12 protein-coding genes are annotated in these 15,846 nt (G+C 69.2%); 6 read left to right on the top strand and 6 right to left on the bottom strand.

Annotated features, from left to right (window positions below):
- The first annotated feature begins 5 nt into the window (after window positions 1-5).
- On the top strand, window positions 6-287 hold the full coding sequence (locus ACQE3C_RS10030) for a type II toxin-antitoxin system VapC family toxin (protein ID WP_434539041.1): 282 nt from the start codon (window positions 6-8) through the stop codon (window positions 285-287).
- On the opposite strand, the gene hemC is transcribed toward ACQE3C_RS10030, so the two are convergent.
- The 5 genes from hemC to hemE are packed head-to-tail and all read right to left on the bottom strand — an operon-like array spanning window position 274 to window position 5,565.
- Window positions 274-1,164: a hydroxymethylbilane synthase gene (gene hemC, locus ACQE3C_RS10025; RefSeq protein WP_434539040.1), complete on the bottom strand. Its 891-nt coding sequence runs from the start codon at window positions 1,162-1,164 to the stop codon at window positions 274-276. The two genes, ACQE3C_RS10030 and hemC, sit on opposite strands and share 14 nt — an antisense overlap.
- Window positions 1,161-2,369, bottom strand: a complete 1,209-nt coding sequence (locus ACQE3C_RS10020) for a ferrochelatase (RefSeq protein ID WP_434539039.1) — start codon at window positions 2,367-2,369, stop codon at window positions 1,161-1,163. The genes hemC and ACQE3C_RS10020 overlap by 4 nt, the downstream gene beginning before the upstream one ends.
- A 12-nt stretch (window positions 2,370-2,381) precedes the next feature.
- A complete protein-coding gene (gene hemQ, locus ACQE3C_RS10015; RefSeq protein WP_434539038.1) occupies window positions 2,382-3,062 on the bottom strand; it encodes a hydrogen peroxide-dependent heme synthase in 681 nt (226 codons plus the stop codon).
- A complete protein-coding gene (gene hemG, locus ACQE3C_RS10010; RefSeq protein ID WP_434539037.1) occupies window positions 3,059-4,501 on the bottom strand; it encodes a protoporphyrinogen oxidase in 1,443 nt (480 codons plus the stop codon). Before hemG ends, hemQ begins: the two co-directional genes overlap by 4 nt.
- Entirely contained in the window at window positions 4,498-5,565 is a 1,068-nt protein-coding gene (gene hemE / locus ACQE3C_RS10005) for a uroporphyrinogen decarboxylase (RefSeq protein WP_434539036.1), read from the bottom strand. Before hemE ends, hemG begins: the two co-directional genes overlap by 4 nt.
- Window positions 5,566-5,655: 90 nt before the next feature.
- Here hemE and ACQE3C_RS10000 point away from each other — a divergent pair, with 90 nt between their 5' ends.
- The 5 genes from ACQE3C_RS10000 to ACQE3C_RS09980 all read left to right on the top strand — a co-directional run bounded on the left by ACQE3C_RS10000 (window position 5,656) and on the right by ACQE3C_RS09980 (window position 10,267).
- The gene (locus tag ACQE3C_RS10000) at window positions 5,656-6,966 is read left to right on the top strand and encodes a glutamyl-tRNA reductase (RefSeq protein ID WP_434539035.1); all 1,311 of its coding nucleotides are present in this window, start codon (window positions 5,656-5,658) and stop codon (window positions 6,964-6,966) included.
- A gap of 11 nt (window positions 6,967-6,977) precedes the next feature.
- Complete coding sequence (locus ACQE3C_RS09995) at window positions 6,978-7,340, top strand: rhodanese-like domain-containing protein (RefSeq protein ID WP_434539034.1); 363 nt, start codon at window positions 6,978-6,980, stop codon at window positions 7,338-7,340.
- Between the two features lie 86 nt (window positions 7,341-7,426).
- A complete protein-coding gene (locus ACQE3C_RS09990; protein WP_434539033.1) occupies window positions 7,427-7,909 on the top strand; it encodes a sigma-70 family RNA polymerase sigma factor in 483 nt (160 codons plus the stop codon).
- Window positions 7,910-8,935: 1,026 nt separating this feature from the next.
- The gene (locus ACQE3C_RS09985) at window positions 8,936-9,502 is read left to right on the top strand and encodes a matrixin family metalloprotease (RefSeq protein ID WP_434539032.1); all 567 of its coding nucleotides are present in this window, start codon (window positions 8,936-8,938) and stop codon (window positions 9,500-9,502) included.
- Window positions 9,503-9,634: 132 nt separating this feature from the next.
- Window positions 9,635-10,267, top strand: a complete 633-nt coding sequence (locus ACQE3C_RS09980; RefSeq protein ID WP_434539031.1) for a hypothetical protein — start codon at window positions 9,635-9,637, stop codon at window positions 10,265-10,267.
- Between the two features lie 15 nt (window positions 10,268-10,282).
- Here ACQE3C_RS09980 and ACQE3C_RS09975 read toward each other — a convergent pair whose 3' ends face one another.
- Window positions 10,283-15,775, bottom strand: coding sequence for a carboxyl transferase domain-containing protein (locus ACQE3C_RS09975; RefSeq protein ID WP_434539030.1), 5,493 nt, complete (start codon window positions 15,773-15,775; stop codon window positions 10,283-10,285).
- Window positions 15,776-15,846: the final 71 nt, after the last annotated feature.

Here is a 15,846-nt window from a genome sequence, read left to right as displayed (position 1 = left end):
AGGCATTGTCCACAGCAGGTGGTGGACATAAAGTAGACAGGGACGCAGCGCAGGCCAAACGCCTGCAGACCTGGCTCGAGGATGACCTGCTCGAGGTGTTCAGCGGACGACTTCTGCCGATTGATGTCCCGGTCGCACGACGGGCAGCCCAACTCCATGTTCCCAACCCGCGTCCGGCGCGGGATGCCCTGATCGCTGCAACGGCAATGGTTCACGGGCTGACGGTGGTCACACGAAACGTGGCGGACTTCGAACCGATGGGCGTGGCGCTGATCAACCCCTGGTGAGCACGACCCCGGCGCCGTCGTCGAGCAGTTGTTCTGCCAGTTGCGCGCCCACCTCGGCAGCGTCGCCGAAATCGCCGACCCGCTGGCCGGCGAACCGCACGACGCCGTCGCGGCTGATCGCCAGCCCGCGCAGGTGCAGTTCCCCCGACGTGACCTCGGCCAGCGCCCCCACCGGGGCGGTGCAACCGGCCTCCAGGCGCGACAGGAAGGCCCGCTCGGCGACCGTCCGCGCCCGGGTGGTCGGGTCGTCCAGTCCCGCCGCCAACCGAGCTGCCACCGAGTCGAGGTCATCGCTGCGGCACTCGATCGCCAGGGCACCCTGCGCGGCGGCCGGCAGCATGACCTCCGGGTCCAGATACTCGGTCACCTGCTCGGCGCGACCCGCTCTCGACAGCCCCGCCGCCGCCAGCACCACGGCATCCAGCTCGCCGATCTTCGACAACCGGGTGTCGATGTTGCCGCGCAGGCCGGTGATCTCCAGATCAGGACGAGCGGCCAGCAGCTGTGCGGCCCGTCGTGCCGAGCCGGTACCCACCCGCGCCCCCTGCGGCAGCTCGGAAAGCGCCAGGCCGTCGCGGGCGCACAGCACGTCACGGGGGTCCTCCCGTGGCGGCACCGCGACCAGCGTGATCCCGGGCGCCGGGGCGGTCGGCAGGTCCTTCATCGAATGGACGACCAGGTCGACCCGCCCGTCCAGCAGCGCATCGCGCACCGCCGAGACGAACACACCCGTGCCGCCGATCCGCTCCAGCGGGGCCAGGTTCACATCACCCTCGGTGCTGATGAACACCAGCTCGGCCGGCGCCCCCAGGGCATCGGCGATCATCTGCGACTGCGTCCTGGCCAGCACCGACGCCCGCGTGCCGATCCTGATCATGATCGGCAGTCGGCCGCCGAGTCGGCGCCGGCGACGGTCGGCCGCAGCTTCGCACCCACGCAGCAGGCGACGCCGCACACGTCCGGCGTGGCGGGGAAGCTGGTGACGGTCTCGACCGGCCCACGTCGTCCGAGTCGTTCCTCGACCAGGTCGACCAGCGCCGAGACGAAGCGGGGGTCGGTGCCGGCGGTGGGGGTCCGGACGAAGGCGAGTCCCAGCTCGGCCGCGGTCTCGGCGGCCTCGGTGTCCAGGTCCCAGATGACCTCGACGTGGTCGCTGACGAAGCCGATCGGCACGCAGACGACGCCCTTGCAGCCGGCCTCGGCAGCGGCCTCGATGGCGTCATTGATGTCGGGCTCCAGCCATGGCTGGCGCGGGTTGCCCGAGCGCGACTGGAACACGAATTGCGACGCCAGCCGCAGCCCGAACTCGGCCTCGACCCGGGAGTGCACCCAGTCGTTCGCGGCCTGGTGCTGGGCGACGTACCAGCCACCCGAACCGGGCACCCGGGTGTCCTCGGGCCCGGAGGCATCACCCATGGTGTCGGGCACCGAGTGGGTCGAATACATCACCACGATGTCCTCGGCGGCGACCCCGTCGGCCAGCAACCGGCGGACGCCGGCGATGACCCCGTCGAGCACCGGGGCCAGGAAGCCCTCGAGGTTGAAGTAGTGGCGCAGCTTGTCGATGCGCAGGTCATCGACACCGTCGGTGGCCAGCTCGGCCAGTGCGATGCCGAAGTCCTCGCGGTACTGGCGGCAGCCCGAGTACGACGAGTAGGCGCTGGTGGCCAGCCCCAGCACGACACGCCTGCCCTCGGCGTGGGCCGAGCGCAGCACATCGGTCGTGTACGGCGCCCAGTTGCGGTTGCCCCACAGCACCGGCAGGTCGATGCCCCGAGCCGCCAGTTCGGCCTCGAGGGCCGCCTTCAGCGCACGGTTCTGCTGGTTGATGGGCGAGACGCCACCCAGGGCCCGGTAGTGCGTCGAGACCTCTTCGAGCCGCTCGTCGGGAATGCCGCGCCCGCGGGTGACATTGCGCAGGAACGGGATCACGTCGTCCTGCCCCTCGGGGCCGCCGAAGCTCGCCAGCAGCAGCGCGTCATAGGGTGCGCTGACGTGGTCGACGCCGGTGCCGGTGCGCACCGGCACACCGTGGCTGGTCGAGGCGTCGATCGCCGAGGGCGCCAGTTCGTGCGTGCTCACAGATTTTCCCTCTCAGCCCAGCAGGCGGGTCAGTTCATCGGCATTGACGCGCCGGCCGGTGTAGAAGGGCAGTTCCTCGCGCACGTGCAGCCGCGCCTTGGTGTAGCGCAGGTCGCGCATCATGTCGACCAGCTCTAGCAGTTCGTCCGCCTCGAACGACAACAGCCATTCGTAGTCGCCCAGCGCGAACGCACCCACGGTGTTGGCCAGCACATTCGGGAACTTCCGGCCCGCCAGGCCGTGCTCGCGCAGCATCTCGGCGCGCTCGTCCTCGGGCAGCAGGTACCACTCGTGGCTGCGGACGAAGGGGTAGACCGTCACCCACTTCTTCGGTTCCTTCCCGTACATGAAGGCCGGCGCGTGCGCCTTGGTGAACTCGGCCTGCACGTGCACACCGACCGCCGACCAGGCCCGGGTCAGCCCCTGGGCGAGCCCGAGGCGGCGGAACATCTGCCCGGCGACCTGCAGTGCCTCGGGCCGTTCGGCGTGGGTCCAGACCATCACGTCCGACTCGGGCTTGAACTCGGTGACGTCGTAGATGCCGCGCAGGGTCACCCCCAGCCCGGCCAGCCGCTCCTCGTAGCGGGCCAGGTCGGCGGCCACCGACTGTTCGGCCATGCCCGACCCGGTGATCCGGGAGTAGACGGCGTACTCGGTGTAGGCGACCTGCTCGGCGGGATGGGTGTCGGTCACGACTGCTCCTTCAGGGTCGGCGCGGAGGCGCTGATGGGGTGGTAGGGCTTCAGCCCGGCCAGGAAATGGGCGACCCGGCGGGCGTGGTTGGTGATCGCGGCGATACCGGTGCCGGCCATCCAGGCGCCGGTCAGGCCGAGACCGGGGTGGGTCGACAGCCGACCGGCGACCTCGGCCAGCGCCGACTGGTGACCGGGCCGGGCCTGGGTCATGGTCTGGCCCCACAGGGTCAGCTCGATCGCGGCCACGGAGTCGCGGCGGATGCGCACACCGAGCATGCGCCGGGCATCGTTGAGGGCCAGCTCGGGCAGTTCGGTGGGGGTCGGCACCGGGTCACCGGAGCGGCCGTAGCTCAGCCGCAGCACGTGCCGGTGCCGGCCGGGTGCCGACTCCTCGGCGGCCCGGCGCACGTGCTCCCACTTCGCGGTGGCATGGGTGAGCGCCTTGGCGACCAGCCCCGGGGTGTGCGAGGCGACCAGGGCGCCGTTGCCGCGCGGCGAGTCGTCCAGCCTTTCGTCGTCGACGACCATGGTCACCAGGGCGATGGGTGAGGTGGGCAGCACCGGGATGGAGTTGGCGACGTGCGGCACCTGGGCGAGCAGCCGTCGGGCCACCATCGCGGGAGTGGTCAGCACCACCAGGTCGGCGTGGGCGGTGGAGCCGTCGAGGGTCACGTCCCACCCGCCGTCCTCGGCCTCGGCCACACCACGCACCGTCGTGTTCGTGTGCACCCGGCCCCCGGCGGAGGTGATCTCGGCGTCCAGGGACCGGGGCAGCAGGTCGATCACCGGGTCGAGGCTGGCCACCGCGGTCCCCGGTCGCAGCCCCGGGCTGCGCAACGCCGCCACGGCGGCCTGCAGCGATCCGTGCTGCTGCACGGCCGGGAACAACCGGGGGGCGATCGTGTCGAGCTCGAGCAGGTCGGGGGAGGTCGAGTACACCCCACCCACCACGGGTTCCACGAGCAGGCCCCGCACCGCCCGCCCCATCCGGTTGGTGACGTACTCGCCCAACGAAATACCGGGGTGGTAGCCCTCGTCGGGCCTCAGCTGGGCATCCGCCGCGGCATGCCGGGCCGCCTCCACCCCGACCAGCGCGACGACGTCGTCGGCCAGCGGGTTGGCCGGGATGCCCAGGTAGCTGTCGGCCGGGGCCGGGAAGGCGCCGCGCACGTTGATGATCCAGGACTGCGCCGAGCGCGGGGAGACCAGCGCGTCGGTGAGGCCGAGCTCTTCGACCAGCTCGAAGACGTGGTCGGAGGCCGTCGAGAACGCCTCGGCGCCGGAGTTCAGTTCCAGCCCGGCGACATGGTGCGAGGCCAGCGCCCCGCCCACCTCGGGGGCCGATTCGAAGACGTCGACGTCGATGCCGTGGCGAACCAGTTGCCAGGCGGTGACCAGGCCGGCGATGCCGCCGCCGACGACGATGGCGGTGGTCATGCGTGCACCATCGCCACGACCTCGGTGAGCACGGCCGGGTCGGTGCTCGGCGGCACCCCGTGACCGAGGTTGAAGATGTGCCCCGGGGCCTTCGCGCCGCGGCGCAGCACCGTCTCGATGCCGGCCCGGCGGGCTTCGGCGGACGAGAACAGCAGCGCGGGGTCAAGATTTCCCTGCAGCGGGGTGTTCCCGCCCAACCGGGCATTGGCCACATCGAGTGGCAGCCGGTGGTCGACACCCATCACGGTGGCGCCGGCCTCACGCATGGCGACCAGCAGTTCGCTGGTGTTCACCCCGAAGTGGATCCGCGGCACCGGCAGGTCAGCAACATGGTCGAAGACGGCCTTCGAGTGGGGCTTGACGAAGCCGAGGTAGTCCTCCAGCGACAGACCGCCGGCCCAGGAGTCGAACAACTGCACGGCACTGGCGCCGGCCAGCACCTGCGCTCGCAGGAACCGTCCGGACCGATCAGCCACCCAGCTGGCCAGCCGCTGCCACAGGTCGGGGCGGGAGTACATCATCGCCTTGGTGTGCAGGTATTCGCGGCTGGGGCCGCCCTCGAGCAGGTAGGAGGCGACCGTGAACGGTGCCCCGCAGAAGCCGACCAGGGGGGTGGCGGCCAGTTCCGCGACGGTCAGGGTGACCGCTTCGCGGATCGGGGCCAGCGCGGCTTCGTAGTCGTCCGCCGAGGTGGCTTCGAGGGCAGCGATGTCGGCCTCGGTGCGGATCGGGTGCTCAACCACCGGGCCGGTGCCGGGCACGATCTCGACGCCGATGCCGGCCAGTCGCATCGGCACCACGATGTCGCTGAAGAAGACTCCCGCGTCGACGCCATGGCGGCGGACCGGTTGGCAGGTGATCTCGGCGGCCAGGTCTGGGCGCAGGCAGGAGTCCAGCATCGTGGTGCCTTCACGAACCCTGCGGTACTCCGGCAGGGAGCGCCCGGCCTGGCGCATGAACCACACCGGGGTGCGGGGGGTCGGGGTACCGGTGGCCGCTGCGACAAGTGCCGAGGCGGCGGTGCCGTGGGCATGCCAGGGGTGTGCGGGCGACAGTTTGGTCATGATGGGGGTCATTCTCCCCCACACGGTCGCCCGTGGCCGCATCGGGGTCATGTGGTGGTCGGCCCCTTGCTGTCGTCCTAGAATGACCGGGTGCTGTTGGCCCTGACCGCTAGTCATGCCGAGGTGTCCCTCGGTCGGTTGGCCGACCTGTCGGCCGCGATGGTCGGGCTGCCCGAGCGGCTGGCCGCCCACAACCAGGCTCACCCGAACGTGCCCCTGGTCGGCTGGGTGGTGCTGAGCACCTGCAACCGGGTCGAGCTCTACATCGAGGCCCAGCGGTTCCATGACGGCCTCGATGTCGCCGTCGCAGCCCTGGCCGATGTCACCGGGTGGGACCGGCCCACGCTCATCACCAGCTTCGAGGTGCGCACCGGCACTCCGGTCGCCGAACACCTCTTCCGGGTGGCTGCCGGGCTGGAATCGGTCGTGCTCGGCGAGGCCGAGATCACCGGTCAGGTGCGGGCCGCCTTCAACGACGCCCTGCATGAACAGACCACCACCACCGCCCTGAACGAGTTGTTCCAGCAGGCGTTGCGCACCGCCAAGCGGGTCGCCTCGACCACCCCGGTCGGGCGCGCCGGACGATCCAGCGCCGAGGTCGTGCTCGACACCGCCGCCCAGGCGCTGGGGTCCGGCCTGCACGCCGCGCGGGTGCTGGTGATCGGGTCGGGTGCCTACAGCCGGGTCGTGGCCGCCGAACTTGCGCTGCGCCGGGTCGGCGACGTCGGGGTGCACTCCCCGTCGGGACGACGCCCCGGCAGCGTCGACAGTTACGCCTTCACCCACGTTGTTCCCGGTGAACTGGACGAGTGGCTGCGCACTGCCGACGTGGTGATCGCCTGCTCGGGCCGGGGTCGTCCGGTGGTCACCGCCGCGCAAGTCGGCGGCCGTGGGGCCCGGCCGCTGGTGGTCATGGACGTGGCGCTGCAGTCGGACGTCGAGCCGGGCGTGGCCGGGCTGCCCGGCGTCCAGGTGCTGGGGCTGACCTCACTGGCCGTGGGCCTGTCCGATGTCTCGCAGGAGGCCCTGGCGCAGGCCACCCGGGTGATCGCCGAGGGCGTCGCCCGCTTCGAGACCCGGTTGAACAGCCGCCGCGCAGACCCGGTGGTCGTCGGCATGCGCCGCTACGTGCACGGGCTGATCAAGGACGAGGTCGACGGGCTGCGTGGACGCCTTGACGAGCAGACCGTCAGCCAGGTGGAGCAGTCGCTGCGCCGGGTCTACCGCAAGGTGCTGCACGCCCCGACGGTCACCGCCCAGGCCCACGCCGCCGCCGGCCGGACCGAGGCCTACCTGCAGGCCCTGCACACCGTGATGGGCATCGACATGGCCAATGTCGACGCCGTGGCGGTGATCGATGCCGAGGCACTGCCGATGATCCAGGATGTGGAGGTGCACTGATGGGGTGGCGCTTGAAGGGTCCCCAGGGCGGCATCGACGTGGCCACCGCCCTGGACCTGCTCGCCAAGGGCGGGGTGCTGGTCGACGTGCGTTCGATGCGCGAGTACGTCGCCGGGCACGCTCCCGGCGCGCGCCTGGTCGACCCCAAGGCCCTGGCCGAGGACCCGTGGACTGCCGTGCACGGTGACGACCCGCTGGCCGAGCCGGACGGCACCATGGTCTTCATCTGCGACAACGGCCTGCGCGCCTCGGTCGCCGCCAAACTGACCCGCGACAAGGGCTACAACGCCGAATTCATCGACGGCGGAGTGCGGGGTTGGCGCTCTGCCGGCCAGTACCTGATCCCCGGGCCGCCCCGGGACCGCCGCCGCTGAGGGGGGGGTCGGACCACCGGCCGACCAGGGCTTTGTGACAAAACCGGCCCCCCAAGCCATCTATAGCTGTGAAGGGGGCGAGAGTCGTGGATGACCAGGCATATGCAGAGCTCGTCGAGACCGAGCAGGCGCGTCTGCTGGCGACGGCGTGGCTGCTGACTGGCGATCGCGAGCAAGCCCGTGACCTGGTCCAGGAAACCCTCATTCGGGGCTACGTGAAGCGTCGGCTGGTGGGGCGGGCGACGTCGCCACGTGCCTACGTCCGTGCGATCATGCTGAATCTGTGGCGTGGTACACGCCGTCGTTCGGAGTACCCGACGGCAGATATTCCGGAGCAGGGCTCCGAGGACGAGATTCACCCGGATCGTCAGCTGATGGTTCGGGTGCTTGAGCAGCTCACACGCCGTCAGCGTGAAGTCCTTGCCCTGCGTTATCTCGACGATTTCTCCATCCGTGACACCGCTGCCGTGCTCGGTTGCAGTGAGCAGTCTGTGACAACCGAGACCAGTCGGGCGCTTGGTCGTTTGCGCTCACACCCGCTACTCCGCCTTCTGCAGGAGGAATCATGAAGTTGACGATTCGAGACTACGTTCCAGAGCTCACGCCATTCTCGGCGGACGAAATAATCAATGCTGGTCGACGCCGTCAACGCAAACGGCGCCTCAGGGGAGTAGCTGGATCACTGGTCGCCATCGTCCTGGCCGTGATCATTGCTGCCAGGTTGGTCCCCAGTGGGCGAGAGGGGAAGCCAGTCGAGATCGCGGCTTCCACGGTGGTTCCCACTGCGGCAACCCTGAGCCCAGTCCCGTCGGTGAGCAATTCACCCACCTGCCCTTCTCCAACACCGTCTGGCGGTGTGCATGAGGTCGTCGCCTACAAGCGAATGGTGGTGTGGAGGGGTGTGGTGTACGAGTCCGTTGCGGCGGAATCCGGCTCACCAGCGCAGCTGTTGGGTGTTGTACCTTGCAACATCGCCGATATCCAGGATCGCGCCCAGGCGGTCTGGCGAGGGACTTGGCCGGATGGGTCAAGTACCTTCGCCACAGTGGGGACCCAGATTTTCTCCCAGACGGGGGAGGATCAAGCCTGCGCCTTGACCCTTGAGTTTGAGGGAGAATGGGTGCTGTTGCGCAATGGAGACTGTTGAGTGCAGGAGCTCTATGCCCCGGCGTGGAGCCTACGGATGCATACACGTTGCAGAGCCCGAAATGACTGCCTGGCCGACGAGACGATCTGCAGGAGTATGAACGCAATGCGGGCGTCACTCATCGCGGCCTTGAAGGGGACTGGTCCACCCAGGCTGGACCCCGCCGAGGGTTGGCCTTGCGGCGAGGTCGTCTACAAGTGTCGACTCCGGTGGCCAGCCTGGAGGGGCGTCGTCGCCCGGGGCAACATTGCTCCTGTATCCAGATTTCAATCCAACTGTTCCGAGTGAGGGAATCACTGTCGGCGCTGTGCTATTGAAGGCAGAAGGGCAGAGCGGCCCTAGCGAAATTCTTGTTCACACATCTGAGTCAGGGATGGTGGGGGTAGTCATCGACGGGAAGAGCTTTGGTGCCCCAATGCCCTTGCGTTCCCCTACGAAGGCGTCACGCATGGGCATTCTTACCGGATGTGGGAATGGAACATGGAACTATCTCAATTCGTATGCGCCGACGCACCCGGGAAGTCTGTACAACTGGTATTATAATCCGGCGCTCGCTCCGGTCGCGGTCGACGTGGTTGCCCTTTTCAAAATGTCCATGAACTACGCGGTCGCTGATTCCTCGAGCTGTGGTAGCTACTCTACAAACGCAAGTTGGTCCTATAAAGGGACGACCGCAGCAGGAGCGGGGAACATCAATGGAATCAATGTGATAGGATGGTACGATATTGAAAGCCTCGGTGTCATGACATATATCCATGACGGAGGCGTGATGCTCGAAGCAGACATCAGGTTCGACACTGGCACGGCTTGGCATGCCACGGCATCTCTGCCGGTCGCCTCTGGGAAGTACGATTTCCTCTCCGTCGCAAGTCATGAGATTCTGCATGCTTATGGTTTGGGTCACACTCTTAATGATCCTGATAATGTCATGTATAATTTTTTCGGAGCAGGTGCAGGGACTGATCGCCGAACGAAGCGACTGGGTGATCTGTATGGCATGCATTTCTTGAACTAGTATTCGGATTGTCCGGGATGTGTGTTCAAATATCCATGGCGTGTGACGGCGAATAATCCCTCCTCGCAGTGATCGAATCGACGGAATTGTGTCTTTATACCTGATGTATCGGAAACGATCGAGCGGCTTCACATGACCACGCGGCCACGTGAGCTGCTGACTCCCGCTGCCGCGGACAGCCTTCCTCCGCGTCGTGGCAGGGGTTGGTTGCTGGTCGGTGCAGGTGTGGTCCTGCCCAGCGCCATGGCGTTGCTGTGGTGGTTCTGGGGCCGGCCGTGGCGTGCTCCGGTCCTTGCCGGACGAGTCCTGGAGTGGGCACCGGTCTGGGGTGCCGCTGCGCTGGTTCTGCTGACCTGTGGGCTGGTGCTGTTGAGGACCGGGCGGCGCGGCATCGCAGTCATGGTCGTCCTAGCCGTGGCGTGGCTGGCGGGAACCGTCGTCCTTCGTCCATTCGCTGCCGATTCGACGCTGACTTCCCCGAATGCCGATCTGGTGCTCAACGTGCGGCCATTGCCGTTGGGAAGGAAGTTCGACCGACAGATCAATCTGGTGGAACAACGAGGGGTGTGGTCACAGCTGGTCACCCTGGGTTGTCTGGGCAAGGCCCAGGACGTCGATGTTGAGTGGGTGGCAGCCGACCAGGTGCGACTCACCCTGCTCGAGGATGGCCGACCGGTCGGCCCGCCGAGTACCTACCAGGCCGCGTACGGGTCACAGATGATGTACGTCGTCCCTGTGGTGGGCACCCGCCTGCCGTCCTGCTGAACACTTGAGTCCCAATCACCCCTCCTGGGCAGCCTGACGTGCCACAAGCTTGGCCTCGATCGTCCCGATGATCGCCGGGCGCAGTTCGGCCACGCTGATCACCCGGTCAACCGAGCCGACCTCGACTGCCCGGTGGATGTTGTGCACCGCATCGAACTCGGCGGCGATCTCGTTGATCTTCTCGGCCCGCAGCTCCGCCCGCAGGTCGGCCAGCTCGATCGACAGGGCACCACGCTCCGAGCGGGGCGCCGAGGCGAGGCGGCGCTCCACCTCGACCACCCGCGCATCCGCGCTCGTCCGCTTCGCCACATCGGCTGCGAAGACCACGGCCGCGGCTGGGGCGCCACCCAGCACCGAGGCATAGGAGCCCTCCAGGGCCAGCACCGTCATGTCCGGGTTCAACCGCTTGGAGAAGACCACGAAGGCGCCGCCGTGGTAGCGCGAGATCACCACGAAGACGATCGGGCCGCGGAAGTTGACCATGGCCCGGCCGATCTCGGCGCCGTACTCCAACTGCAGGTTGCGCATCGACTCGGGTGAGCCGTCGAAGCCCGACAGGTTGGCCAGCACCACCAGCGGGCGGTTGCCCGAGGCGGCATTGATCGCCCGGGCGACCTTCTTCGACGAGCGGGGGAACAGGGTGCCGGCAGTGAAGGTGTCGGGTCCGTCGGTGGGCGGGAAGCCCTCGCGGGTGACCTGCTTGGACTCGATGCCGATCATGGTCACCGAGTGCCCGCCCATCCGGGTGTCGACCACCACGGCGGTCTCGGCATCGGCCATCCCCGCCCAGCGTTCCAGCAGGTCGGCATCGGCATCGGCGACCGCGGTCATCACGGTGCGAATGTCGAAGGGCTTCTTGCGATCGGGGTTGTGCTCGACCGAGAAGACCTCACCGACGGTCGCGAACTCCTCGCCGGGGTGCGGGTGGGTCGAGACGTCGCGGTCGCTCGGGTCACTCGTCCGGGCACGGCGGGGGCCCAGCTCGCCGGGGGCGACGTAGGTGTACTCGTAGTGCTCCAGGACGATGTCGAGGGCAGCGGCCAGGTCGGGGGCCCAGTACTGGGCCTGCCCATTGGGGCCCATCACCCGGTCGTAGCCACCGATGCCGAAGTTGTCCTCGGCCGAGACCCCACCGGAGAAGTCCAGCGACTGCTTGCCGGTGAGCACCATCGCCGAATCCGGGGTCATCACCAGGATGCCCTTGGTGTGCACCAGCATGGTCGCCTCGGCGTTCCAGTACGGCTGTGCGCCGACGTTGATGCCGGCCACCACGATGTTGATCTCGCCGCCGGCCTGGGTGAACTCGACCACCCGCTTCAGCGCCGCGGCCACCCAGTCCATGTTCTCGGTGCCAGATTCCATCGACACCCGTGCACCGGAGGAGACGGCGTACCACTCCAGCGGCACGCCCAGCTGTTCGGCCAAGTCGAGGGCGGCGATCACCCGTGCGCATTCCGGCTCCGACAAGGCACCCAGCGCCTTGGTCGGGTCACCGCAGAGCACCACCCGGGTGATGCCCTCGGGGTGCAGTGCGGTCGGGGTGGTCACCACGGCCACGATGATCCCGGCGGTGTTCTGCCCGTGCGGACGATTGACCGGCACCAGCTGGCCACTCTCGTCCAGGTCATGCTCGACCAGGCTGCCACCACGGCTGAGGGTGTCGGCCAGTTCGTAGGGGTAGACCAGGCCGCGCCGCTTGGCGCGGGCAACCTTGCCGGCGTAGTCGTCGACCGGGGCCAGCGGCTCGGTCGGCGGGGCGATGATGTCGGCGGCCACGCCGCCACCGGGGCGGGCGTGGAAGCGGATCGCGGCCGGGCGGGTGCGGCCGGTGGCGTTCGCGACCCGGCCCTGGGCCAGCACCTCCTCGATGCCGGTGCCCTCGGTCAGCGGACGAATGCGTCCCTGCAGGGCCGTCAGCTGTTCCAGGTTCGCCTCGAGGGTGGGCCAGACGGTGATCCAGACGTGGTTCTTCTCCAGCTTGGACCCCTCCCGGCCACGGGCGGTCCGCACCCGACGGATGGACTCCAGGCACTGCAGCACCGCCCGTTCGGCGTGCGGCAGCGAGACGACCTTGCCGCCCGACTCACGCACCACCGACATCTGCCGCACCTGCGCGATCGCCACCAGGCGACGGTCGTTCGGGTTGGAGCGGGCCACGCACTCGTAGAGCAGCACGTCACCGGGGGCATCGAGGCGGGTCAGGTCGAAGTCCCGCAGGCGCCACAGGTTCAGGCGGCGCGCCACCATCGGGTGGACCCCCCGCACCAGGCGGTCCTCGACCAGGTCGCCGGTGGCCGCCCCGGACTCGTCGGGGCGGAAGGTGAAGTAGTCGACCCGCCGCTGCCCGGTGGGGGCGATCGTCACCGCGATCCGTCGGGCGCGGGCGGCGAAGCCGAGCCGCGCGAGCTGTTGGCGCAGGGTTTCGGCGGTGGCGTCGGCATCGCTGACCGGCTCTGCGGCTAGGTACAGCTCGACGACGGTGTCGTGGTCCTCGGCGAACTGGGCACAGACCCGTTCGTCCAGGGCGGTGCCCTCGGCCAGTTCGTCGGCGGTGGCGGCGGTCACCAGCACCCGGGTGGTGCCGTGCTCGCGGCTGCTGAACTCGGCGCTGACCAGTGGCCAGGTCGAGGCGGTCCCCTCGACGTGGCTGATCCGGCCCAGGTCGAACTCCTGGTACTGGCGGCGCAGGATCACCTCCAGCAGGGGTTCCTCACGGCGGGGGCCGGCGGCGAGCCGGTCACCGATGAAGGCCACCAGCTGTTCGGGGATCGCGGCCAGGGCCTCGATGCGAGCCGGCTTGTCGGGGGCATCGGCAGCAGCCAGCGCCTCGACCTCGTCGGCGACGCCGGCCAGCACCAGTTCACGTTCGGCGTCGACGGTCGGCTGGTCGAACCAGACGAAGCGCACCGAGCGGGCCAGTTCCCCGACCAGTGGGAAGCGTCGCTGGGTCGTGCGGACCAGGCGTTCCAGCAGGCCCCGGGCCTCGTCGGCGGTCGCCCCGGTCGGGGCAGGCTGGGTGAGCCAGTGCTGCAGCAGGCCGACCACGATCTCGACGTCGGTGGTGGAGCGTTGCGCCACGAAGATGCGGAACAGCGCACGTTCCAGCTCCGGGGTGCGGTCAAGGTCATCGACGCCGTAGTGGGCCAGCACGCGCAGCAGCTTCGTCCGGAAGTGGCTGGGCAGGTTGCCCCGGTCGGGGTCCATGGTGTGCAGGAAAGTGTGGAAGTGTTCGCGGGCCGAGTGGACGCGCAGCTCGCTGCGCTGGTCGTCGTCGGCCGGTCGGTCGCGGGTCAGCTCGGCCAGGTCGGCGAACAGGTCGACCAGGCCCATCTGGGTGGCCAGCTCGGTGTCGTCCTCGATGGCCCGGCGGACGACCGACTTCGCGCCACCGTCGACCGCGTCGTAACCGAGCAGCAGGTCACGCAACTGGTGGGCGGCCTCGACATGGGTGCTGTCGTCGGGCAGGTCGACCTCCCCACCGCTCACTTCGGGGGCCTCGGCCTCGTCACCGATGGGTTCGAGCCGGGCCAGCGGTTCGCCGGTGCCGACCTGGGTGCCGGTGCGCACCAGCAATTCCTTGACCCGACCCTCGACGGGGGCGCGCAGCGCCACCTCCATCTTCATCGCCTCGAGCACCACGACCGGGGCGCCGGCGGCGACCACGTCACCGACGGCGACGGGGGTGCCGACCACCAGGGCCGGGGCGGGGGAGCGCAGCACGCCACCCTCGTCGCGGCTGATTCGGTGGGTGATGCCGTTGACCTCGACCAGCTGGCTGGGGCCGTGGTTGGCGGTGACCACGCGGTAGGTGGTGCCGCCGATGCGCAGGCGTGAGTGGACCCCGTCGACCCGGTCGAGGTCGGCAACCAGCGTGACCGGCCCGGCGGCGGTCTCGAGGCTGACCTGGTAGCGGCCCAGCCCGATGCAGCTCACGTGCAGGGTGTGGGCCGACCCGCGCAGCTTCAGCTCGACCTTGCGGCTGGGCTCGTGGCTGACCTGCGGCCGGCCCCCGCGGGCGGTGTCGAGCAGTCGGCCGATCTCTTCGCCCTCGTGCTCGGCGTAGATCTCGATGCCCGCCGCGACCAGCGCGACGCCGGCGTGGTCGTCGGCGACCAGCCCGCCGTCGGCGCGGGTGCGGTCGATCCAGCCGGTGTCGGCCCAGCGGGGTTCACCGCGCAGCACCTCGGGGGCGTCGAGCAGTTCGAGGATGAAGCTCTTGTTGGTGGCCCCGCCCTCGATGACCACGGTCGTCTCCAGCAGGGCGCGACGCAGCCGGGCCAGGGCCTGGTCGCGGTCGGAGCCGTAGGCGATGACCTTGGCGATCATGGAATCGAAGTCGGCGGGGATGGTGTCACCCTCGCTGACCCCGGTGTCGACGCGCACCCCGGGGCCGGCGGGGAACTCCAGCCGCGCGATCCGCCCGGGGGCGGGGGTGAAGTCGTGGTCGGGGTCCTCGGCGTTCAGCCGCGCCTCGACGGCGTGGCCGCGTTCGGTGGGTCGCTCCCCGCCCAGGGGGATGCCGGCGGCGACCTGCAGCTGCAGCGCCACCAGGTCGAGCCCGGTGACCAGTTCGGTGACCGGGTGCTCCACCTGCAGGCGGGTGTTGACCTCGAGGAACGCGAAGCTGCGCTCGTCCGGGTGGTAGAGGAACTCGACGGTGCCCGCACCGCAGTAGTCGACGGCCAGGGCCAGTCGTTCGGCCGAGGCCTTCAGGTCTGTGGTCTGGGTCTCGTCGAGCAGTGCGCAGGCCGACTCCTCGATCACCTTCTGGTTGCGGCGCTGCACCGAGCAGTCCCGCACGCCGACCGCCCAGGCCTGGCCCTGGCCGTCGGCGATCAGCTGCACCTCGACGTGGCGGGCGCCGCTGACCATCTTCTCGAGGAAGACGGTGCCGTTGCCGAAGGCCCGTTCGGCCTCGTCGCGGGTGCGCTGGTAGGCGTCGACCAGGTCTTCGTCACGGTCGACCCGGCGGATGCCGCGGCCGCCACCACCGGCCGAAGCCTTCAGCATCAGCGGGTAGCCGATGCGGGCCGCGGCGGCGATGGCCTCCTCGAGGGTGTCGACCGGGCCGTTCGACCAGGGGGCGACGGGCACGCCGGCCTGCTCGGCGATCAGCTTGGAGCCGATCTTGTCGCCCAGGCGGCGCATCGCCTCGGCGCTGGGGCCGATGAAGGTGACCCCGAGCCGGGTGCACAGGTCGGCGAAGGCAGGGTCCTCGGCGACAAAGCCCCAGCCGACCCAGGCACCGTCGGCGCGGGTCTCGACCAGCGCCTGCTCCAGGCGGGCCAGGTCGATGTAGGGACGATCAGCGGCCGCGCCCAGGTCGTAGGCCTCGTCGGCCTCACGCACGAAGGTGGCGGAGGCATCGACGTCGGTGTACAGGGCGATCGTGCGGATCGGCTCGGCGTCGTCCCACTGCCGGCTGGCATTGAGGTCACGGACGGCATGGATGAGGCGCATGGCGGCCTCACCCCGGTTCACGATGGCAATACGGCGCAGAGAAGTCACGCTCTCGACTCTGTCACCTCTTCGGCGAGCGCACCGTTGTCCGACGAGGCCAATGTCTGCCCCGGGGCTTT

This window comes from Aestuariimicrobium sp. Y1814 (assembly GCF_050113895.1).
In the GTDB taxonomy this organism is placed as follows: domain Bacteria; phylum Actinomycetota; class Actinomycetes; order Propionibacteriales; family Propionibacteriaceae; genus Aestuariimicrobium.
Note: the sequence above shows the minus strand (reverse complement) of the source record. Positions and strands in the feature narration are given on the sequence as shown.

What these genes read in the sequence shown, in the direction of transcription:
- hemC (WP_434539040.1), bottom strand. Translation starts at nt 1,164, where the DNA reads ATGATCAGGATCGGCACGCGGGCGTCGGTGCTGGCCAGGACGCAGTCG.
- hemG (WP_434539037.1), bottom strand. Translation starts at nt 4,501, where the DNA reads ATGACCACCGCCATCGTCGTCGGCGGCGGCATCGCCGGCCTGGTCACC.
- hemE (WP_434539036.1), bottom strand. Translation starts at nt 5,565, where the DNA reads ATGACCAAACTGTCGCCCGCACACCCCTGGCATGCCCACGGCACCGCC.
- ACQE3C_RS09985 (WP_434539032.1), top strand. Translation starts at nt 8,936, where the DNA reads ATGGGCATTCTTACCGGATGTGGGAATGGAACATGGAACTATCTCAAT.
- ACQE3C_RS09980 (WP_434539031.1), top strand. Translation starts at nt 9,635, where the DNA reads ATGACCACGCGGCCACGTGAGCTGCTGACTCCCGCTGCCGCGGACAGC.